The organism is Neisseria sp. P0022.S009 (assembly GCF_051956675.1).
Classification (GTDB): Bacteria; Pseudomonadota; Gammaproteobacteria; order Burkholderiales; family Neisseriaceae; genus Neisseria.
The window spans coordinates 377,629-398,331 of sequence record NZ_JBQCXE010000001.1; the positions used below are offsets into that span (position 1 = coordinate 377,629).

16 protein-coding genes are annotated in these 20,703 nt (G+C 49.1%); 7 read left to right on the plus strand and 9 right to left on the minus strand.

Annotation, left to right across the window (positions count from 1 at the left end):
* Positions 1-64: 64 nt before the first annotated feature.
* The 6 genes from pilB to carA all read right to left on the minus strand — a co-directional run bounded on the left by pilB (position 65) and on the right by carA (position 8,316).
* Positions 65-1,744, minus strand: a complete 1,680-nt coding sequence (pilB, locus tag ACTHUG_RS01850) for a type IV-A pilus assembly ATPase PilB (RefSeq protein WP_440386033.1) — start codon at positions 1,742-1,744, stop codon at positions 65-67.
* Between the two features lie 403 nt (positions 1,745-2,147).
* On the minus strand, positions 2,148-5,363 hold the full coding sequence (carB, locus tag ACTHUG_RS01855) for a carbamoyl-phosphate synthase large subunit (protein WP_440386034.1): 3,216 nt from the start codon (positions 5,361-5,363) through the stop codon (positions 2,148-2,150).
* A gap of 6 nt (positions 5,364-5,369) precedes the next feature.
* On the minus strand, positions 5,370-5,918 hold the full coding sequence (locus tag ACTHUG_RS01860; protein WP_440386035.1) for a hypothetical protein: 549 nt from the start codon (positions 5,916-5,918) through the stop codon (positions 5,370-5,372).
* 4 nt (positions 5,919-5,922) lie between these two features.
* A complete protein-coding gene (locus ACTHUG_RS01865) occupies positions 5,923-6,486 on the minus strand; it encodes a ComF family protein (RefSeq protein WP_440386036.1) in 564 nt (187 codons plus the stop codon).
* A 350-nt stretch (positions 6,487-6,836) separates the two neighbouring features.
* Positions 6,837-7,094, minus strand: coding sequence for a SemiSWEET family transporter (locus ACTHUG_RS01870; protein ID WP_003748323.1), 258 nt, complete (start codon positions 7,092-7,094; stop codon positions 6,837-6,839).
* A gap of 91 nt (positions 7,095-7,185) precedes the next feature.
* Positions 7,186-8,316: a glutamine-hydrolyzing carbamoyl-phosphate synthase small subunit gene (gene carA, locus ACTHUG_RS01875; protein WP_440386037.1), complete on the minus strand. Its 1,131-nt coding sequence runs from the start codon at positions 8,314-8,316 to the stop codon at positions 7,186-7,188.
* A 499-nt stretch (positions 8,317-8,815) separates the two neighbouring features.
* Here carA and pilC point away from each other — a divergent pair, with 499 nt between their 5' ends.
* Complete coding sequence (gene pilC / locus ACTHUG_RS01880; RefSeq protein ID WP_440386038.1) at positions 8,816-12,184, plus strand: PilC family type IV pilus tip adhesin; 3,369 nt, start codon at positions 8,816-8,818, stop codon at positions 12,182-12,184.
* A gap of 272 nt (positions 12,185-12,456) precedes the next feature.
* Here the strand turns inward: pilC and ACTHUG_RS01885 are convergent, their stop codons facing one another.
* The 3 genes from ACTHUG_RS01885 to tal form a co-directional block, all read right to left on the minus strand.
* On the minus strand, positions 12,457-13,191 hold the full coding sequence (locus ACTHUG_RS01885; RefSeq protein ID WP_003686784.1) for a LytR/AlgR family response regulator transcription factor: 735 nt from the start codon (positions 13,189-13,191) through the stop codon (positions 12,457-12,459).
* Positions 13,192-13,429: 238 nt separating this feature from the next.
* Positions 13,430-14,317 carry a tRNA glutamyl-Q(34) synthetase GluQRS gene (gluQRS, locus tag ACTHUG_RS01890; RefSeq protein ID WP_440386152.1) on the minus strand — a complete coding sequence of 296 codons (888 nt, stop codon included), beginning with the start codon at positions 14,315-14,317 and terminating at the stop codon, positions 13,430-13,432.
* Between the two features lie 153 nt (positions 14,318-14,470).
* On the minus strand, positions 14,471-15,526 hold the full coding sequence (gene tal / locus ACTHUG_RS01895; RefSeq protein WP_440386039.1) for a transaldolase: 1,056 nt from the start codon (positions 15,524-15,526) through the stop codon (positions 14,471-14,473).
* Between the two features lie 134 nt (positions 15,527-15,660).
* On the opposite strand from tal, the gene ACTHUG_RS01900 reads away from it, so the two are divergent.
* The 6 genes from ACTHUG_RS01900 to rpoN all read left to right on the plus strand — a co-directional run bounded on the left by ACTHUG_RS01900 (position 15,661) and on the right by rpoN (position 20,654).
* Positions 15,661-16,635 carry a KpsF/GutQ family sugar-phosphate isomerase gene (locus ACTHUG_RS01900; protein WP_049348782.1) on the plus strand — a complete coding sequence of 325 codons (975 nt, stop codon included), beginning with the start codon at positions 15,661-15,663 and terminating at the stop codon, positions 16,633-16,635.
* Between the two features lie 66 nt (positions 16,636-16,701).
* Entirely contained in the window at positions 16,702-17,238 is a 537-nt protein-coding gene (locus ACTHUG_RS01905; protein ID WP_440386040.1) for a KdsC family phosphatase, read from the plus strand.
* Positions 17,235-17,816, plus strand: a complete 582-nt coding sequence (gene lptC / locus ACTHUG_RS01910) for an LPS export ABC transporter periplasmic protein LptC (RefSeq protein ID WP_440386041.1) — start codon at positions 17,235-17,237, stop codon at positions 17,814-17,816. The genes ACTHUG_RS01905 and lptC overlap by 4 nt, the downstream gene beginning before the upstream one ends.
* Positions 17,797-18,327 carry a lipopolysaccharide transport periplasmic protein LptA gene (gene lptA / locus ACTHUG_RS01915; protein ID WP_003748337.1) on the plus strand — a complete coding sequence of 177 codons (531 nt, stop codon included), beginning with the start codon at positions 17,797-17,799 and terminating at the stop codon, positions 18,325-18,327. Before lptC ends, lptA begins: the two co-directional genes overlap by 20 nt.
* A gap of 70 nt (positions 18,328-18,397) precedes the next feature.
* A complete protein-coding gene (gene lptB / locus ACTHUG_RS01920; RefSeq protein WP_003679854.1) occupies positions 18,398-19,132 on the plus strand; it encodes an LPS export ABC transporter ATP-binding protein in 735 nt (244 codons plus the stop codon).
* Between the two features lie 166 nt (positions 19,133-19,298).
* Entirely contained in the window at positions 19,299-20,654 is a 1,356-nt protein-coding gene (rpoN, locus tag ACTHUG_RS01925) for an RNA polymerase factor sigma-54 (protein WP_440386042.1), read from the plus strand.
* Positions 20,655-20,703 lie beyond the last annotated feature (49 nt).

Below are 20,703 nucleotides of genomic sequence, written 5' to 3' on the forward strand. Positions count from 1 at the left end.
AGTAAGAAATAAAGCGGACTGTTTCCCCGTGCCGCTTTATTGTAATTTTCGAAAATATGGCAGTTTAGTCATTGGTATGAGCAGTCACTTCTTCCAACGAAGTCAGGCCCTGCATGACTTTCATGAGGCCGGCGCGACGCAGGTCTACCATGCCTTCCTGATAGGCCATGTTCATGATATCAACTTCCGTACCGTTGTTCATAATGACTTTTTGCATTTCATCGCTGATCGGCATGACTTCATAAATACCGACGCGGCCTTTAAAGCCTTTGCCGCGGCAGCTGTCGCAACCAACCGGGCGGTAGAGCTTCCAATCTTGAGCCAAGTCCGCATCGGTAAAGCCGGCTTTCTTCAATGCCGGAACTGGCGGGCGCTCCACTTCGCGTTTGCAGTTTGGACACAGCCTGCGCAACAGCCTTTGCGCCATAATCAGGCTGACCGAGCTGGCGATGTTGAAAGGCGCCACACCCATGTTCAAAAGGCGGGACAGCGTGGCCGGTGCATTATTGGTATGCAGGGTAGAGAAAACCATGTGGCCGGTTTGGGCGGCTTTAATGGCGATGTCGGCGGTTTCCAAGTCGCGGATCTCGCCGACCATAATAATATCAGGATCTTGACGCAAGAAGGATCGGAGTGCGGTGGCAAACGTCAGGCCTTGTTTTTCATTGACGTTGACTTGGTTGACGCCCGGTAGGTTAATCTCGGCCGGATCCTCTGCTGTTGAAATGTTCACATCTTCCGTGTTCAAAATGCTCAGGCAGGTATAGAGCGAAACGGTTTTACCCGAGCCTGTCGGGCCGGTAACCAATACCATGCCGTAAGGACGGTTGATGGCCTCAAACAGCATTTCTTTTTGGAAAGGCTCTAAACCGAGCTGGTCGATATTGAGCGATGTACCATCAGAATTTAGGATACGCATCACCACTTTTTCGCCAAACAACGTCGGCAAAGTGCTGACACGGAAGTCAATCGGACGGCCATGTTTGTGGAAGGCAATTTGAATTCTGCCGTCTTGCGGAATACGTTTTTCAGAAATATCCAAACGCGCCATCACTTTGATGCGCGATGCCAACTGACCGCGTACGGCGACAGGCGGCTGTACGACTTCGCGCAACTGTCCGTCCACGCGGAAACGGACGCGTGCCATTTGTTCGTAGAATTCAAAGTGGATGTCCGATGCGCCTGCGTTTAGGGCATCGGATAAGGTTTTGTGGATGAATCGGGGGATAGGGCCGTCTTCAGCCTCTTCATTATCGATATAAAGTGATTGAGATTGCTGCGTTGCTTCATGTTCTTCGTTGATTTCTTTCAGAATGGTGGTTGAACGCTGACCCAACCATTCCAGCAAGGAGCTAAGTTGGTCATCGGGAACCACTACCAAATCAACACTTAAACCTGAAGAAAAAGCGATTTTTTGGAAGTTTTGGATTTGAGTCGGATCGGATACGGCAAAATAAACCTTGCGTCCGCGTTTGAAAATTGGAACGCAACGGTTTTGCACCATTTGCTCTTCCGTCAGAATGTCGCCGACTACATTATTGCGCGGATAGTAGTGTAAATCCAAAAGGGGATAGCTGAATACGCGCGCAACCAATTCGCCCAAGGCTTTAGGGGTGATGATGCCGTCTGAAAACAAGTCGGGCAGGATTTCTTTGCCCGATTGTAAAAGGCTGTTGTAATGTTCCGCTTGTTGATTTGAGATGGTTTGGCTTTGAACCAAAACACGCAATAATCCGACACTCATTTTATTTTCCGTTTCTTGTGCAGTTTTCCCTTTAATTTAGAGGAAAGCCGTATTATTTTATCATTATTATGATTAAAGCATATGGTTAATTATGCAAATCTGTTTAAGTTGCAAAGACATGCTTCTGCTTTAATTGTATTTTTCTTTCAGACGGCCATTATAAAGCAAGGAGAATAGGCGTTAAACTCAATATTTTGGGATGATGATGAAAAAACAACAATTTTGTCATATGAATCCAATCAATAACGAAATTATATTTCATGTTGCTATCGCTTGTCGGGAGACGGCAGAAAAGGTTGTTTTGATGGACAGACGGTTGGAACTGGAAATATGAAAAGGCCGTCTGAAACTGAGCAATCAGGTTTCAGACGGCCTTTTAGCTATTTAAATCCGATAGGATTGATTAGGCTTTGTTTTTCAGGCGGCCATGCAATTCCTGTACGCTGTACACGCCCAAGTGTTCGCGGCTTTTTGCGCCTTCGCTCATGGCTTCGCCGCCGGCGATGGTGGTGTATTGCGGTACGCGTTGGGTGAGGGAGGTGCGGCGGATGCTGTGGCTGTCGGTAACAGATTGCACTGTGCTGCCGACGGTGTTGACCACCAGTGCGATTTCACCGTTTTTAATGGCGTCCACGATGTGTGGGCGGCCTTCCTGCACTTTGTTGACCGCTTGCACGATGATGCCGTGTTCTTTCAAGTATTCGGCGGTGCCGCGTGTGGCGCAGACACCGTAGCCGAGTGCTTGGAAGTTTTGTGCGGTTTTGACGATGAGCGGTTTGTCTTCGTCGCGTACGGCAAGGAAGATTTTGCCGGTTGTGCTCAAGCGTTCGCCTGCGCCGAGTTGGGCTTTGAAGTAGGCTTCGCCGAAGCTTGCGCCTACGCCCATGACTTCGCCGGTAGAGCGCATTTCTGGGCCGAGAATGGTGTCCACACCCGGGAATTTGATGAATGGGAACACGGCTTCTTTAACGGCGTAGAAGTCCGGGATGACTTCTTTTTCTACGCCTTGCTCTTTCAGCGAAATGCCTGCCATTACGCGTGCGCCGACTTTGGCGAGCGGTACGCCGGTGGCTTTGGATACGAACGGTACGGTACGGCTGGCGCGTGGGTTTACTTCCAATACGAAGACCACGCCGTCTTGTACGGCAAACTGTACGTTCATCAGGCCGACCACGCCCAGTGCGTATGCCATGGCTTTGGTTTGACGGCGGATTTCGTCTTGAATCTCTTCGCTCAAAGAGTATGGAGGCAATGAACAGCCGGAGTCGCCGGAGTGGATACCTGCTTGTTCGACGTGTTGCATGATGCCGCCGATCACGACGTCTTGGCCGTCTGAAACGCAGTCTACGTCCACTTCGATGGCGTTGTTCAAGAAGAAGTCGAGTAATACGGGGCTGTCTTCGGAAACTTGTACGGCTTCGCGCATGTATTTTTGCAACTCTTCGGCAGAGTGAACAATCTGCATGGCGCGGCCGCCGAGTACGTAAGAAGGACGGACAACCAACGGATAACCGATTTCTTCGGCTTTAACGAGGGCTTCTTCTTCGTTGTGGGCGATGCGGTTAGGCGGTTGACGCAGACCTAAGTCGTTCAATACTTTTTGGAAGCGTTCGCGGTCTTCGGCGGCGTCGATGCTGTCGGCGGACGTGCCGATGATGTTCACGCCGTTTTCAACCAATGCGTTGGCGAGTTTGAGCGGGGTTTGGCCACCGTAATGCACAATCACGCCCCATGGGTTTTCGGTGCGGACGATTTCCAACACGTCTTCCAGCGTCAGCGGCTCGAAGTACAGGCGGTCGCTGGTGTCGAAGTCGGTGGACACGGTTTCAGGGTTGCAGTTGACCATGATGGTTTCAAAACCGGATTCGCGCAGGGCGAGTGCGGCATGAACGCAGCAGTAGTCAAATTCAATACCTTGGCCGATACGGTTTGGACCGCCACCGAGAATCATCACTTTTTTACGGTCGGAAGGACGGGATTCGCATTCTTCTTCGTAAGTGGAGTAGAGGTAGGCGGTTTCGGTGGCAAACTCGGCGGCACAGGTGTCGACGCGTTTGTAAACCGGATGCAGGTTCAGCGCGTAGCGGTGTTCGCGGACTTCTTTTTCGCTTACGTTCAACAATTGTGCCAAACGTTTGTCAGAGAAGCCTTTGCGTTTCAGACGGCGCAAAGCGGCATAATCCAAGTCTTGCAACTGGCCGTCTGAAACCGATTTTTCTTCTTTCACCAAGTCTTCGATTTGTGCCAAGAACCAAGGATCGATGGCGCAGATTTCGTGGATTTCTTCCAGTGTGAAGCCCGCGCGGAACGCATCGGCTACAAACAGCATGCGCTCAGGACCCGGGTTGGCCAGTTCGCGGCGGATTTCCGCTTTGTCGGAGCTTCTCGGATTGAAGCCGCACAATCCCGTTTCCAAGCCGCGCAGGGCTTTTTGGAAACTTTCCTGAATCGTGCGCCCCATCGCCATTACTTCGCCCACCGATTTCATCTGCGTGGTCAGGCGGTCGTCTGCGGCGGGGAATTTTTCAAACGCAAAACGCGGGATCTTGGTTACCACATAGTCGATGGAAGGCTCGAATGACGCGGGCGTACGGCCGCCGGTAATGTCGTTGCGCAACTCGTCCAACGTAAAGCCGACAGCCAGTTTGGCCGCTACTTTGGCAATCGGGAAGCCCGTTGCTTTAGATGCCAACGCGGAAGAACGGCTCACGCGCGGGTTCATCTCAATGACAATCATCTCGCCGTTTTCAGGGTTTACCGCAAACTGCACGTTTGAGCCGCCGGTATCCACGCCGATTTCGCGCAATACTGCCAACGAAGCATTACGCATGATTTGGTATTCTTTGTCGGTCAATGTTTGTGCAGGCGCAACAGTGATGGAGTCGCCGGTATGCACGCCCATCGGGTCGAAGTTTTCAATCGAGCAAATGATGATGCAGTTGTCGTTTTTATCGCGTACAACTTCCATTTCGTACTCTTTCCAGCCGAGAACGGATTGCTCAATCAGCAACTCATGAGTAGGCGACGCATCGAAACCGCGTTCGCAAATTGCCAAAAACTCGTCTTTATTGTAGGCAATGCCGCCGCCCGAACCACCCATCGTGAAAGAAGGACGAATCAGCGTCGGAAAGCCGACTTGTTCTTGCGCCGCCAAGGCTTCGTTCATTGTGTGGCAGACAAAAGATTTCGGGCAAGAGAGGCCGATTTTCTCCATCGCTTCCTTAAAGCGGCCACGGTCTTCCGCCTTGTCAATCGCGTCTTCGGTCGCACCGATCAGCTCGACGTTGTATTTCGCCAGCACGCCGTTGCGCGCCAAATCCAGCGCACAGTTCAGCGCGGTCTGGCCGCCCATCGTGGGCAGAATCGCATCAGGCCGCTCTTTGGCGATAATCTTCTCCACCGTCTGCCACATAATCGGCTCGATGTAGGTAACATCCGCCATTTCAGGGTCGGTCATAATTGTGGCAGGGTTGGAATTCACCAGAATGACTTTATAGCCTTCTTCACGCAAAGCCTTGCAGGCCTGTGCGCCCGAATAGTCAAATTCGCAGGCCTGACCGATAACGATAGGGCCGGCGCCGATGATAAGGATGGATTTTAGGTCGGTACGTTTAGGCATGGGTGGTTACTCTTGAATTAAAGAAGGTTGTTTTGTTACATAGCTTTTAAGAAAAGTATTTCCCTTTTCCAAAATCGAAGCTAAAACATCATCTTCTATGTTAGATAAAATATTCTCTAAATCTGCGCTTGATTTAATTTTAAAGAATTCTTTTGTTTGAGAATGGTATACAAGAGAAGGTTTATTTAGCTGTAAAAGTTCTGCTATATTATTTAATGAACCAATACTCTTACCATCCCATAAAATAAAGCCATAATCAGCAATTTCTGCCATTTTCTTATCTTTTGCTGTATAAAAATCCCTCCCGGTTCCTTTGCTGTCTACTTGGACAAACTGCCAATTTCCCACATTATTTCGGTAAACTTTGCCAGAAAAGTAAATATGAACATTAGTATAATCTTGTTCTTGTAGAAATTTTTGGATAGCTTTATCAGCCCCATTTGCATCCCCAATAACAATATCAAAATTCTTGCTAAGAATATTGTTAATTCTTTCTCGTATTTGTGGATTTAATCGAGAAATGCTGCGTGAACCAGAAAAGAAAACAGTATGCATCTTTCTATCCTTTTGTTTTCGTCATTACTAAAACAATTACAGACTTAGCATTTTGGGAAAATAATTTTTCAGTTGATACTTCCAATGTTGCTCCACTATCAAATAAATCATCAATTACTAAAATATTCTTATTGGATAGATCTATATTATCAATTGTGATGGAATTATTTAGTATTTCTAGTTTTTTTGATTTTTCTTCAATATTTTTGAGTGGTGTGTGTGAGCTAGATTTTCTTAAAATAGGAGAATATGGAATCCTCAAGCGATCACTTAGTTCTTTGGCAATTAATTGAACTGGTTGATTAATACGCTCTGTTGTAAAAGGGGCAGGAACAATTAAATTTAAAGTCTCTAATCCGCTAAATTGCTGTAAAATATAATCCACTAATAAAGAGGCATTTTGGGTTTGATTGCGATATTTTAATTGGAAAACCAATTCTCCAACCTTACTTCTTTTGTTATCAAACTTGGGATTCTCAAGTTCATCATAACCCAAGAAAATACTTTGATGCATATGGTTATCTAAAGCAAATCCTTGTGTCCAATTACCATTTAGTTCTATCGCCATTTCATTGACTCCTTGTCAAAATTAAGTATAACGAGCAATCCTAGCAAGCCCGTAGCCCGCATGGTAGGGTGTGTGCGGTACGTACGCACGTGTTCTCCATTTTCCCTGAACCCCCAACCCACCGCGTGCGTGCCTTGCGGCACACACCCTTGTATATCGGAACTCTCGTATCATAGCAACAAACCGCTACCGATGGATTCAAAGGTCGTCTGAAAAAAACTCTTGCGGTATTTGTTCTGTCTACCTTTCGATAAAAAGCGAACTGAAAATTCCTGCTGTTGATATTTTGGTGACTCTTTTTCAGACGACCTTTTGCGTTTTTATTTTGCACAGGCCGTCTGAAAACTTCCTTAAAAACTAGTGACAAACGTAATCAAGCCCAAAATGATACCGGGGGCGTTTGCCAGTATGATGGGGTAGTCGCGTTTTTCTTTCAAAAAGCCGTAGGCAAACCATAATGTGCAGTTGATGGCGGCGACGAGGGGTTGCAACGGCGAGCCGGGGTTGCCGGCAAGGTTGTTTTGGATTTGCGGGATATAAGAAACGTACATACCGACGGCGGCCAGGGTGGCGACAACGGAGAGGATACGCATTTGTTTTTCAGTCATGGGGTTTCCTTTCTGACTTGAGTTACAGGATTTTGAATCGCTTGATTTTCAGACGACCTGCCGGATTTGACGGCCATCTGAAAAATTCGCTTTATTGTTTCGCCGCTTTGATATTGTCAATGAATTTGTCAAACAGATAACCGACATCTTGCGGACCCGGGCTGGCTTCGGGGTGGCCTTGGAAGCAGAACACGGGTTTGTCTGTCAGTTCGATACCTTGCAAGGTGTTGTCGAACAAGGATTTGTGGGTAATGCGTGCGTTGGTAGGCAAAGTGTCGGCATCGACGGCGAAACCGTGGTTTTGGCTGGTAATGACGACTTTGCCACTATCCAAATCTTGTACAGGGTGGTTGGCACCGTGATGGCTGAAGCGCATTTTCAGGGTTTTCGCGCCGATAGCGAGGCTGATCAGCTGGTGTCCCAAACAAATACCGAAAATCGGTTTGCCGCTTTCCATCAGTTTTTGTACGGCTTTGATGGCGTAGTCGCAAGGCTCGGGGTCGCCGGGGCCGTTGGACAGGAATACGCCGTCAGGATTGAGTGCCAATACTTCTTCCGCGCTGGTTTGCGCCGGAACGACGGTCAGGCGGCAGCCGCGTGAGGCGAGCATGCGCAGGATGTTGGTTTTAACGCCGAAATCGTAGGCGACGACATGGTAAGGCTGTTCGGAAGGGGTAACGAAACCTTTGCCCAATTTCCATTCGCCTTCGGTCCATTCGTAAGTTTCTGTGCAGGAAACTTCTTTGGCCAAGTCTTTGCCGACCATGCTGCCGAATGCGGCAATCAGTTCTTGTGCTTTTTCAACGGTGGCATCTGCACCGGTCAAGATTGCACCGCCTTGCGAGCCTTTTTCGCGCAACAGGGTGGTCAGGCGGCGGGTGTCGATGTCGGCGATGGCGACGGTTTTGTTGCGTACCAAATAGTCGTGCAGGCTTTCGGAGGCGCGGAAGTTGCTGTGCAAGAGCGGTAGGTCGCGGATAATCAAACCGGCGGCGTAAACGCTGCGGCTTTCTTCGTCTTCGGCGTTGGTGCCGGTATTGCCGATGTGGGGGTAGGTGAGGGTAACGATTTGTTTGCAGTAGGAAGGGTCGGTCAGGATTTCTTGATAGCCGGTCATGGAAGTGTTGAACACGACTTCGCCGGAAGTCGAACCTTCGTAACCGATTGATGTGCCGTGAAATACGCTGCCGTCAGCGAGAACGAGAAGAGCCGGAGTGGTCATGATGGAATCCTGTTTGCCTGATGATGGTCGGTTCGAAAAAAATGGGTCGGGCCGTCTGAAAAATAAAATTGTTTACAAAAAAGACAGCCTTCGGAAATCTCGGCTAAAAAAAAACACGCTCCGCAGCTTTGATTTTGCTGTGTAACGTGCTTTTTCAGACATAGCGGTCTATGCCGTAGAAGCAGTGTATTTTAAGTCAAAATGATAGGAATTTCAAGCATAGAGCAAGGAGTCGATAATTTAAAAATGTTTTACCTTTACGGGACAATCCCTTGCTTTTGGAATGCCTGATGAGTAAGGTTGAACTAAATATCCAGTCGGGCCGTCTGAAAACTGATCAGGCAGATTGTTTCATTTTTGTTGTGTTTGAAATGTAGGCGTAGGGAAATTCAGCTGAATCAAACATGGAACAGGCTGTTTATGCTAAAATCGTAGCCTTATAAAAAATAAAAACAATGTCATTTTTAGCTGAGATTATCCGATGAAAAAAGAACACATTATGCAAAACGCTCCATCAGGCCGCCATCGCCTCATTCATGCAAGCGTCGCTTCCGCTTTAGCGCTTATCAGCTTTTCCGTTCAGGCAAATACGCAGCAATTTGCCAAAATTCCGTTTTACCTGCAAAACGAAACCGCCGTCAACGGCCAACCCAAAGTCAAACACAATATTATGTTTTTGATTGATGACTCGGGCAGTATGCAATGGAATGTGCAAGGTAAGGAAACATCTGTATGGGCTGATAAAAGAATAACGATTACTAAGGAGGCTCTAAAGTCAGTATTGCAGGAGTATGGCAAAAAACAACAATTCCAGTGGGGTTTGCAAACCCTGCATAATAATGGTGGTACTGATATTCCAGATAAGGAGGGCTTTACCGATGATTGGCAGGACGTTCAAAAGAGGGTAGATGGTATCGACCCTGGTCATGCTACGCCAATCACGCGCCGTTATTATGAAGTAGTCAAAAACGTTGTGATGCCCAAAATCAAATACCGTTGTCAGAAGTCTTATGTGATTGTGATGTCGGACGGTGATGCCAATATGAGTTGTAGCAATCAGAGTTATGGTGAGGATCCTCGCTTATCTCGCAATACTAACTTCAACTATGATAGGGATGATTACTATTCAAACTATTACCGCAATATTGAACGTAGTGCGGGTACGTCTGCATACCAATATTTCGGTCCGTCTGAGGCAAAAGCTTATGAGAATAATCATAAGCAGGGCGAAAAATTTGGCCATTTTGATTTGCCGATTTATGATCCGACCCAAGAGATTCCGGAAGCGGAAAAAAAATTCCAATGTCAAAATACAAGGTATAGAAAAGATGCATCTGGCAATTGGGTTTTTTTGCCTAATTATAAGAATGGTAAACGTGAAGTTGAAGGTATTGGCGAAATCATTGTTCCTTATTGGGATAGAAACTATAAGGATGAAAAACGCGGTATGCGATTCTTTAGTCAAACTTTGGCAGAAAAAGACATCAAAACAGAAAAAGATGGCAAAGATGCTGCAGATAAGAGCTGGGATGGTGATCCAAGCGATCCCAAAGGTGTAGATTACAGCAAGCAATTGGTTCAGACTTTTACTGTGGGTTTTGGTGAAGGAATTTCTGAAGTCGGGAGAGAGTATCTGGAAAACGGTGCAAGCCGTAAAAACTGGTATTTTAATGCTGCGAAAAAAGAAGATTTGCTTGTAGCTTTTAAAGCCATCGTCGACAATATTGAAAATGACAGCAAAAATACGAAATTTGAAGGAGTATCCTCTACTGCGCCGGCAACGACCAGTACAGGTATTCCCGATATGGCGGCAACGGTTCATTTGAATACCGGCTCTTGGAGCAGTCAATTGCGGTTTTATAAATTAAACCGTGATGGTACGCCTATCAATACGACAAAGTTTGACCAGCCATCATTTAATAATCGCCTTACTTTGGTTAATGACGGCAGTAAGACCTATTTTATCGATAGAGTTGCAGACAATGGGGCTTCAAATGCCAAATTTGGCATTTCAGACGGCAGTGCAAAAGATAAGTTGGAATGGAAAAATGCATTGCTGAAATGGACTGGCCGAGCAGGTAGTGATGAAGCCATCAAAGCGGATGCAGGAGCAAAAGGTTATAGCCAGTCTTATCGTATCCGTCCGACTGACCCTAATGATCCAAATAAAGATGAACGTAATTTGGGCGATATTTTAGACGGTTCGGTTGCTGCTATTGGGAATAAGGATAAAGGCCGTCAAGAGTTTTTGGTCGTCGCTGCCAATGACGGCATGGTACATATTTTCCGTAATGATACGCCTAGCAATCCTTATGACTTGAAACTCAGCTATATTCCGGCAGGCATGGAACGCGAGGACGATCAAGGCCAAGCAACAACTTTAGGTAAAGTTCTGAAAGATATTGCACGCGATGGTTACGGCTCCGGCACACCACACCGCTATATGGTTAATGGTGGTTTTGTTCTCCGCCAAACACCTGATAAGAAGCAAACCTTTATGTTTGGTGCGATGGGTCAGGGTGGACGCGGTGCGTATGCGTTGAATATTGGTGCGGTAGCTAACAGCGATCGTAGTGGTTGGAATACGACTGTACCTTTGTTTGAAACAGAAAAAGGCTCTGGCAATAAGCTGGGCTATACCATTGGTTCGACACAAATCGGCCGTGTTTCCATTAAACGCAATGCTACTCCGGTTAATCTGGAATCTGACGTGCGTTATGCAGGCTTCTTGGCCAGCGGTTATCGTACTGAAGATGTGAACAGTGCCGATAATGAAACGGCTTTATATGTCTATGATATGACAGGTAAAGAGGCTGGGACGAAAAATACTGGCACTAATGTTTCTTCTTCTAAAGCCGGTGAACTCTTGGCTAAAATTCCTGCACCCAATGGCAAAGGCGGCCTCTCTACCCCTACTTTGGTAGATACCGATTTTGACGGCATTGTCGATATTGCCTATGCCGGCGACCGTTATGGCAATATGTTCCGCTTTGACTTGAGTGGCGAAACGCCTTCCAAATGGTCTGCACAGATGATTTTCCAAGGTTCGGGTAATCAACCGATTACGTCTGCGCCTGCGGTATCGCGCCGCAGCAAAGATAAGTATGTTGTTATTTTTGGTACAGGTAGCGAGATTTATCAGAATGAATTGAATAATACCAACGGTCAAATCAATGCCGTTTACGGTATTTACGATGATGTATCTGATAAAGCAGTTTTGGCAAACAGCAGTGAGTTGGAACAGCAAACCAGAGAAAGTGACGGCGAACACATTTACGTCAGCGATAATAAGGTTGGTGAAGATAAAAAAGGCTGGAGTCTGACTTTAGATCCGAATGAACGTGTGACTGTCAAACCGACGATGATTTTGCGTACAGCCGTCGTGACCATCCGCAAGTATGAAACCAAAACAATTCATACTGACTCTTCCAGTGCCGATGTTTGTTTGCCGGACAGTACGTCCACACAAACGACTGCGAAAACGATTATTCTGGGCGTCAATGCGGAAAACGGCGGCCGTTTGGGTTTGCGTGATGCGCGTATTTCCGATAAAAACCGCCAATTCATCAAACGTGAAAACAACGGTCAAGTTTATTACGCCAGCGGTATGGTGTTTGACGGTGTGGTCAACTTTACTTATCTGAACGGCTCTAAGGCTGATGATTCTCCGGTAACCGCCGATGGCGATAGCGGTGGCACGGGTACGGATAAAGAGTTGAACGCTACGCCGAGTGTGCCAAACAATAAATGTTTTGCAACCCAAGCCGAGCGCAGTCTGTTGACCAACTCTGATAAGATGCACAGTCTGAAAGTGGAAGGCCGGAAATGCGGACTCAAACGCATCAGCTGGCGTGAATTGTTCTTTTAATCGGTAAGGCTTGAGTATCGAGGCCGTCTGAATGTTTCAGACGGCCTTTTTGTTGAGTGATAATAATTGAGAGATGTTGGATTAAAAAATAGAAAACCTTGTTTGTGGGTAAAACGGTTTGATTAAATTAAAAGCCTGGATAAGTCCAAACGGTAGGTTTTAGTCGTTTCTTTTTTCTACTTTCTGTTATTGAAATGAGAAGTTAAAAGGCCGTCTGAAAAGATATTTTCAGACGGCCTTTGATTAAAAAGAGCGAGTCAAAGAGCGCATTGTTAGATGCTGTTTTTAATGATTTTCCGCAGGGTGGACAGTTGTCGGCGGCTGACGGGCAACGGGGTTGGAATATCGAGAATTTTTGCGCCCCATGTGGATGCGTATTCGTCGTTTTCGTCATCGTCCAGTCGAATCAGGCTGTCGAGGGTGTGGCGGAAGACGAGGGCGTTGCGGTGGATGCGGATGACTTTGTCGCCAAGCAACTCTTCCCAGTAAACCAGGGTCTTCGGTAATTCGTAGCTGTGGCCATCGCCGGTAAACAGATAGACGGTTTTGTGTTCCGCCATCAGATAACGCGCCTGTTGCCAGGGGATTTCGACCATGCGTTCGCGGTTATACACTTTGAAATGGGTGAAACTGTCTGCTTTTTCGCGGTTTTTCTCGATGATGCGGTCAAGCGCGGTTTGCAGGCGGGTCATTTTGATCGGTTTGAGCAGATAGTCTGCGGCAGCCAGCTCGAACGCGCGCAGGGCGTGTTCTTCGTAGGCTGTGGTGAATACAATTTCCGGCTGGCGTTTGGCGGTACGCTTGATGCGTTCGACAAACTCGAGACCGTCAATTTCCGGCATGCCGATGTCGGCAAATACGATGTCGACTTCGTGGACACTCAGCCACTCCAATGCTGGCATGGCATGGTGAAAGACGTTGAGCAGTACGACATTGCACTCTTCCAATAATACACGCAAGCGTTCTGCTGCTAATACTTCGTCTTCTACAATAATGGCACTTGGCATAGCGGTATTCTTTTTGTTGTATCGTGGGAGATCTGCCGCGCTTTGTCATCCTCAATAACGCGTCAGCCGTATGTTGTTACAACCTTGAAATTATCAGTTTGTGACAATTTTAGGAAATTTTTGAAATATACATGATTTTTCGCTTCTTGGGCATGGTTTGGAATGAATCTGAAGATTACTTACATAATTTTATGAAATATTGTAATACCTAGAGTAATTTTGTTGTAATCGTGCTAATTCATTTCGTGATAATGGACGATTTTGGGATTTTGTCCATTTGCCAGTGCGCCACCGCCCAATCGAGTAATTCTTGCGGACGGTTTACGGCGGGTGCATCGGGTAGGTTGAGGTAGGTTAGGACTTGGCGGAGAAGCTGTTCTTTTTGATTCAAATCCAAAGCCGGGGCAAGGGTTTGTTTTGACCATTTTTGCCCTTGGCTGTTGGTCAATAGGGGAAGGTGGGCGTAGACCGGTGTGGGAACGCCGAGGCATTGTTGCAGATAGATTTGGCGTGGCGTGGAAACGAGCAAGTCCTGACCGCGAACAATATGCGTTATGCCTTGGTCGGCATCGTCGGCAATCACGGCAAGCTGATATGCCCAATAGCCGTCGGCACGAAGCAGGACGAAATCGCCGATATCGTGTGCCAGATTTTGTGCGTAATGTCCGACAATGCCGTCTGAAAAACCGATTACGCGATCGGGAACTTGAATGCGCCATGCCGGAGTTTTGTTTTGCGTGTCGGGTCTTTGCTGAGGATTGCGGCAACGGCCGTTATACACAAATCCGTCTGCGCCATGTGTTGCCGCCGCCTGCCAGTCTTTGCGGCTGCAATAGCAGGGATACACCAGCCCGGCTGCTTTGAGGCGGTCGAGTGTGTCTTGATATAGGTCGTAACGGCGGCTTTGATAGGCGACTTCGCCGTCCCACTCAAAGCCGAAAGCCTCAAGCGTGCGCAAAATGTCGTCGGCGGCGCCGGGCATTTCGCGCGGGGGGTCAAGGTCTTCAATGCGGACCAGCCATTTGCCCTGATGAGCGCGCGCGTCGGCATAGGAGGCGACGGCGGTCAGTAGGGAGCCGATATGAAGCAGGCCGGTAGGGCTGGGGGCGAAACGTCCTATATACATGGCAGGGTGGTTTTTGTAGGGCAGGGGCAGCATGCCTGCACGGTATTCAAATCGTGATAGAAAAGGGCGTGCCGTACACGCCCGAATTTGGGTTTCAGACGGCCTGAGACTTTTCAAAATGATTTAAGTTTCTCGGCCGTCCGTTCAATCCGCTTAAGCCAAGGGAGCCAGTAGTTTGGCGAAAGCGTCTTCAAATTGTTTCAAACCGTCTTCCTGCAAACGAGTTGCCAAAGTTTCGACATCGATGCCGAGTTTGGCGGTTTCGGCGAGCTGCGCTTGGGCTTCGTCCGTACCTTCGGTCAAAGTGGCTTTGGCGGTGCCGTGGTCGATAAAGGCTTTGAGTGTCGCATCGGGAACGGTGTTGACGGTATGGGCGCCAATCAGGCTGTCAACGTACAACGTGTCAGGATAGGCAGGGTTTTTCACGCCGGTAGATGCCCACAAAAGTTGTACGCGGTTGGCACCTTTTTCGGCAAGTGCGGCAAATTCGCTGCTGCTGAAGTATTGCGTCCAATCTTGATAGGCGGCTTTGGCCAGCGCGATGGCGACTTTGCCTTTGAGGTGGTCGGGCAGGGTGGCGTCCAACGCAGCATCGACACGGGAAATAAAGAAGCTGGCGACAACGTGGATATGGGAAACATCATGTCCCGCTTCCAAACGTTTGGCAATGCCGCGCGCGTAGGCTGCATAGGCTTTGAGGGTTTGGGCACGGGAGAAAAGCAGGGTCAGGTTGACGCTGATGCCGTCTGAAACGAGGGTTTCAAGCGCTTCGATGCCTTCGTCGGTTGCCGGTACTTTAATCATGGCATTTTTACGACCGATGGCGGCGTGCAGGCGGCGCGCTTCTTCAACCGTGCCTTGCGCGTCTTTGGATAATTCAGGCGAAACTTCGAGGCTGACGAAGCCGGTTTTGCCGCCGGTGGATTCGTGTTCGGCAAGGCATACGTCGCAAGCGGCTTGTACGTCGGCAACCGCCATGGTTTCGTAGCGTTGTTTCGGGGTCAGGTCTTGCTGTTTGAGCGCGGCTACTTCGTCGGCGTACAGGGCATCGCCTGCAAAGGCTTTTTGGAAAATGGCAGGATTGGAAGTTACGCCGCACACGCCCTGTTTGAGCATTTCGGCCAATTCGCCGCTTTGTACCAGCGAACGGGAGAGGTTGTCCAACCAGATTTGTTGTCCTAATGCTTTAACGTCCGATAAAATAGTCATCTCTGATTCCTTTTACATAATAGGTTTGTTTGTGAAGTGGCGGTAATGCTACGCCGATTCGATGAATTTGAACAGTTTACAGCTGATTAATTTGGGCAAAACAAACCTAAATTCAAGCATGAAAGGCGGCTTTGATGGCGGAAAACACACTTTATCTCGACTGGGCGCGCGATGTATTGGATACGGAAGCCGAAGGTTTGCGTGAAATTGCGGCGGCTTTGAACCATGATTTTGTCCGTGCGGCGGAAGCGTTGTTGCACTGCAAGGGCAGGGTGGTCATTACCGGTATGGGCAAGTCCGGACACATCGGCCGCAAAATGGCGGCAACCATGGCTTCCACCGGCACGCCTGCGTTTTTCGTCCACCCTGCCGAAGCGGCGCACGGCGATTTGGGCATGATTGTGGACCACGATGTCGTGATTGCCATTTCCAATTCCGGCGAAAGCGATGAAATTGCGGCGATTATTCCGGCGTTGAAGCGCAAAAACATCACGCTCATCTGCATCACTGCCCATCCGACTTCCACCATGGCGCGGCATGCCGATATCCATATTACCGCGGCGGTTTCCAAAGAAGCCTGTCCGCTCGGCCTTGCGCCGACTTCCAGCACGACCGCCGTCATGGCGTTGGGCGATGCACTGGCGGTTGTCCTGCTGCGCGCACGCGCGTTTACGCCCGACGATTTTGCTTTAAGCCATCCGGCCGGCAGCTTGGGCAAACGCCTGCTGTTGCGCGTGGCGGATATTATGCACAAAGACGAAGCCCTGCCTGCCGTTTTGTTGGGTACGCCGTTGAAAGAGGCCATTGTCCGCATGAGTGAAAAAGGCTTGGGCATGTTGGCGGTAACCGATGCCGAAGGCCGTCTGAAAGGCGTATTTACCGATGGCGACTTGCGCCGTCTGTTTCAAGAACGCGACAGCTTTGCCGGTTTGAAAGTGGACGACATCATGCACGCTTCGCCGAAAACCATCTCCGCCGACCGCCTTGCCACCGAAGCTTTGAAAGCCATGCAAAGCGGCCATGTGAACGGTTTGTTGGTGGTCGAAGAAAACGGCATGCTGATTGGCGCGCTGAATATGCACGATTTATTGATGGCACGAATTGTCTGAATCGACGGCAAAAACGTTTTCAGACGACCTTATGCTAGAATAGGCCGTCTGAAATAAGGAAACCTTATGCAAAACCTCTCTTCCGACCTGCAACAACGCGCTTCAGGCATCAAACTGCTGATACTGGATGTGGACGGCGTTTTGACCGACGGCCGCATTTTTATCCGCGACAACGGCGAAGAAATCAAATCGTTCCACACTTTGGACGGACACGGTTTGAAAATGCTTCAGGCCAGCGGCGTGCAAACGGCGATTATTACCGGCCGCGATGCGCCTTCCGTCGGTATCCGCGTGAAGCAGCTCGGTATCAACTATTACTTCAAAGGCATTCACGACAAACGTGCCGCCTACGCCCAATTACGCGAACAGGCCGGTGTGGAGGAGCATGAGTGCGCCTTTGTCGGCGACGATGTTGTCGATTTGCCCGTGATGGTGCGTTGCGGATTGGCGGTCGTCGTCCCTGAAGCGCATTGGTTTACTTTGCAATACGCCCATTATGTAACCCGACGTTCCGGCGGCGCAGGCGCGGTGCGTGAAGTGTGCGATTTGATTATGCAGGCGCAAGGTACGCTTGAACCTGCTTTGAAAGAGTATGTACGATGAAAATCAGATGGCGTTACGGAATCGCTTTTCCGCTGGTGTTGGCCGTTTCACTCGGCGCACTGGCGGCGTGGCTCGGCCGCATCAGCGAAGTGCAGGTCGAAGAAGTCGTCCTCAATCCGAATGAGCCGCAATATTCGATGAAAGGCATCAACGGCAAACGTTTTGACCAAGAAGGCCGTCTGAAAGAAAACCTGAGCGCGGCCGATGCCGTTCAATATCCCAATAGCGTGGACGTGCATTTGGACAAACCGCATCTTTCGTTTTACCGCGACGGCAGCCTGTTGTACGAAGTCGGCAGCGACAAGGCCGTGTACAATATCCAAAACAAAAAAGTCGTTTTTGAACAGAATGTTGTCTTAAATAAAGCAGCAGATGCCAAGCGTTTGGCCGGCATCGTCAAAACCGAACGTTTGAATGTCGATACCGAAGCACAATACGCCCATACCGACAGCCCGGTTACTTTCCAATACGGACAGTCCGGCGGTCAGGCAAACGGCATGACTTATGACCACAAAACCGGTTTGCTGAATTTCCCTTCCAAAGTGAAAGCCACAATTTATGATACAAAAAATTTGTAAAACCTTAGCCCTTGTTGCCGTTTTTGCCGCCAGCCCGGCCTTTGCCCTGCAAAGCGACAGCAAGCAGCCGATTCAAATCGAAGCCGACCAAGGCTCGCTTGACCAAAACAACCAAAGCACCACCTTTTCCGGCAACGTCATCATCAAACAAGGCACGCTCAATATCCGTGCCGGCAGCGTAACCGTTTCGCGCAACGACAAAAGCGAGCAGTTGATGAAAGCCACCGGCTCGCCCGTCAAATTCAGCCAAGAGTTGGACGGCGGCAAAGGCGTGGTCAACGGCCAAGCCAATACCGTGACGTATTCTTCCGCAGCCAACCTCGTTACCCTGTCCGGCAATGCCAAAGTACAGCGCGGCGGCGATGTAGCCGAAGGTGCGGTCATTACCTACAATACCAAAACCGAGGTTTACACCATCAACGGCAGCGCCAAATCCGGTGTGAAATCCGCTGCCAAATCCGGCCGTGTCAGCGTTGTCATCCAGCCGTCCAGCACGCAGAAAAACAAATAAGAAAACACACAAAAAGGCCGTCTGAAAAAGGTTCAGACGGCCTGAGGTCAATATCGAAAGTCAACAGAATATGAGCGCAAACAACAGCCGTCTTGTGGTTCAAAACCTGCAAAAAAGTTTCAAAAAACGCCAAGTCGTCAAAAGCTTCTCCCTTGAAATCGAAAGCGGCGAAGTCATCGGCCTGCTCGGTCCCAACGGCGCGGGTAAGACCACCAGCTTTTACATGATTGTCGGCCTGATTGCCGCCGATGCAGGCAGCGTGATGTTGGACGGCCAAGAGTTGCGTCACCTGCCCATTCACGAACGTGCCCGCCTCGGCGTCGGCTATCTGCCGCAGGAAGCCTCGATTTTCCGCAAAATGACCGTGGAACAAAATATCCGCGCCATTTTGGAAATCAGCATGAAGGACAAAAGCCGCATCGATGCCGAACTTGAAAAATTGTTGGCCGATTTGAACATCGAACGCCTGCGCAACAACCCTGCGCCGTCTTTGTCCGGTGGCGAACGCCGCCGTGTCGAAATCGCACGCGTGCTGGCCATGCAGCCGCGTTTCATTTTGTTGGACGAACCTTTTGCCGGCGTTGACCCGATTGCCGTCATCGATATTCAGAAAATCATCGAGTTCCTCAAATCACGCGGTATCGGCGTATTGATTACCGACCACAACGTGCGCGAAACCCTCAGCATCTGCGACCGTGCCTACATCATCAGTGATGGTACGGTATTGGCTTCAGGCAAGCCGGATGATTTGGTCAACAATGAACAAGTCCGTTCGGTTTATTTGGGCGAAAATTTCAAATATTGAATGCATATTTGACGGTATATTGAGACCCTCATTTCAATTGAGGGCGGCTATAAATATTGGAATAATCACTAAAAATACAAATATAATACCGATAAACTAATCTTTCAGACGGCCTGCCGTATAAAGGCCGTCTGAAAAACTATCCATACATTTCGAATTAAACATTATGTCTTCACTCGTCCTTAAACTCAAACAGACCCAGCAGCTCAACCAGCGGCTGCAGCAGTCTTTGCGCATCTTGCAGATGTCGGGTCTTGAGCTTGAGCGCGAAGTGGAAGACTGGTTATTAGACAATCCTCTGCTTGAGCGTCCGGAAACCGATGAGTTTGCCGATAGCGGGCTCAACCGTGCGGTAACCATGCCGCGTGCAGGTCAGCAGTTGAGCGGCGACGATGCCGAAGATATTTGGAGCAACATCGCCGAAGAAGAGGATTTCAAACACTATCTGCATGCCCAAGTGTGCGAGCATCCGCTTTCGCAAGTGGAAGCAGCCTATGTTCACGTCTTGATTGATTTTTTGGACGAACAAGGCTACCTCACCGACAGTCTCGAAGAAATCATCGACCACACGCCGTTAGAATGGATGCTGGACGAAGAGGCCCTGCAAAACGCGCTGGATGTATTGCAAACCTTTGATCCGCCCGGCGTGGCTGCGGCAGACTTGACCGAGTCGCTCATGCTGCAATTAATGCGTTTGCCGGCTTCTCCGGCTAGACAAATGGCCGCGCATTTGGTGCAAAGTTCGCTTCAAGAGTTAGGCAAAAACCGCAAACAAAACGTTCTGCGTTTCCGCAAACTCTATCCCGATACCGACAGCGAAACCATAGAAGCCGCGCTCGATATGATTGCCGAGCTCAATCCCTATCCGGCCTACGGTTTCGCCTCTGCCACGCCTACGCCTTATATTCAGCCTGACGTTTGGGTCAAAGAGGGTAAGGACGGCTGGGAAGTCATCAGCAATGAGGAGGCTTGGCCGAAGCTGCAGCTCAATCAGGAATATTGCGACCTGATGAAATCGGCGGAAGAGGGTGCGCCGGAGTGGAAGGAAAAAATCAGCGAAGCCAAACAGCGCATTGATTCTTTGGAATTGCGCAAAAGCACAGTCCTCCGCCTTGCCGAGTATATCGTCAAAAATCAGGAAGATTTTTTCATCTTCGGCGAAATCGGCCTGTCGCCCATGCTGATGAAAGATGCTGCCGCCGAATTGGGTTTGGCGGAAAGCACCATTTCGCGCGCCGCCAACCAGAAATATTTGTCTTGCCCGCGCGGCCTGTTTGCGTTACGCTATTTCTTCACACAGGCAGTCAATGCCGACGATGAGGGCGAAGGGTTCAGCCAAGGCGCAATCAAAGCTGTCTTGAGCCAGCTGATTGAAAGCGAAGACAGCAGCAAACCTTATTCGGACGAGGCCCTCGTCAAATTATTAAAACAACGCGGCATTGAAATCGCCAGACGTACAGTGGCTAAATATAGAGAATCATTAGACATCCCGCCGGCACACAAACGAAAATTTACCGAGTAGATATATTCCGATCCGTTTTGACGGACTAACCAACCGAAGGAGCTGTATC

Excerpts from the sequence above, each read along its gene's own strand:
- pilB (WP_440386033.1), bottom strand. The coding sequence starts at position 1,744 with ATGAGTGTCGGATTATTGCGTGTTTTGGTTCAAAGCCAAACCATCTCA.
- carB (WP_440386034.1), bottom strand. The coding sequence starts at position 5,363 with ATGCCTAAACGTACCGACCTAAAATCCATCCTTATCATCGGCGCCGGC.
- ACTHUG_RS01860 (WP_440386035.1), bottom strand. The coding sequence starts at position 5,918 with ATGCATACTGTTTTCTTTTCTGGTTCACGCAGCATTTCTCGATTAAAT.
- ACTHUG_RS01865 (WP_440386036.1), bottom strand. The coding sequence starts at position 6,486 with ATGGCGATAGAACTAAATGGTAATTGGACACAAGGATTTGCTTTAGAT.
- ACTHUG_RS01870 (WP_003748323.1), bottom strand. The coding sequence starts at position 7,094 with ATGACTGAAAAACAAATGCGTATCCTCTCCGTTGTCGCCACCCTGGCC.
- carA (WP_440386037.1), bottom strand. The coding sequence starts at position 8,316 with ATGACCACTCCGGCTCTTCTCGTTCTCGCTGACGGCAGCGTATTTCAC.
- pilC (WP_440386038.1), top strand. The coding sequence starts at position 8,816 with ATGCAAAACGCTCCATCAGGCCGCCATCGCCTCATTCATGCAAGCGTC.
- ACTHUG_RS01885 (WP_003686784.1), bottom strand. The coding sequence starts at position 13,191 with ATGCCAAGTGCCATTATTGTAGAAGACGAAGTATTAGCAGCAGAACGC.
- gluQRS (WP_440386152.1), bottom strand. The coding sequence starts at position 14,317 with ATGTATATAGGACGTTTCGCCCCCAGCCCTACCGGCCTGCTTCATATC.
- tal (WP_440386039.1), bottom strand. The coding sequence starts at position 15,526 with ATGACTATTTTATCGGACGTTAAAGCATTAGGACAACAAATCTGGTTG.
- ACTHUG_RS01900 (WP_049348782.1), top strand. The coding sequence starts at position 15,661 with ATGGCGGAAAACACACTTTATCTCGACTGGGCGCGCGATGTATTGGAT.
- ACTHUG_RS01905 (WP_440386040.1), top strand. The coding sequence starts at position 16,702 with ATGCAAAACCTCTCTTCCGACCTGCAACAACGCGCTTCAGGCATCAAA.
- lptC (WP_440386041.1), top strand. The coding sequence starts at position 17,235 with ATGAAAATCAGATGGCGTTACGGAATCGCTTTTCCGCTGGTGTTGGCC.
- lptA (WP_003748337.1), top strand. The coding sequence starts at position 17,797 with ATGATACAAAAAATTTGTAAAACCTTAGCCCTTGTTGCCGTTTTTGCC.
- lptB (WP_003679854.1), top strand. The coding sequence starts at position 18,398 with ATGAGCGCAAACAACAGCCGTCTTGTGGTTCAAAACCTGCAAAAAAGT.
- rpoN (WP_440386042.1), top strand. The coding sequence starts at position 19,299 with ATGTCTTCACTCGTCCTTAAACTCAAACAGACCCAGCAGCTCAACCAG.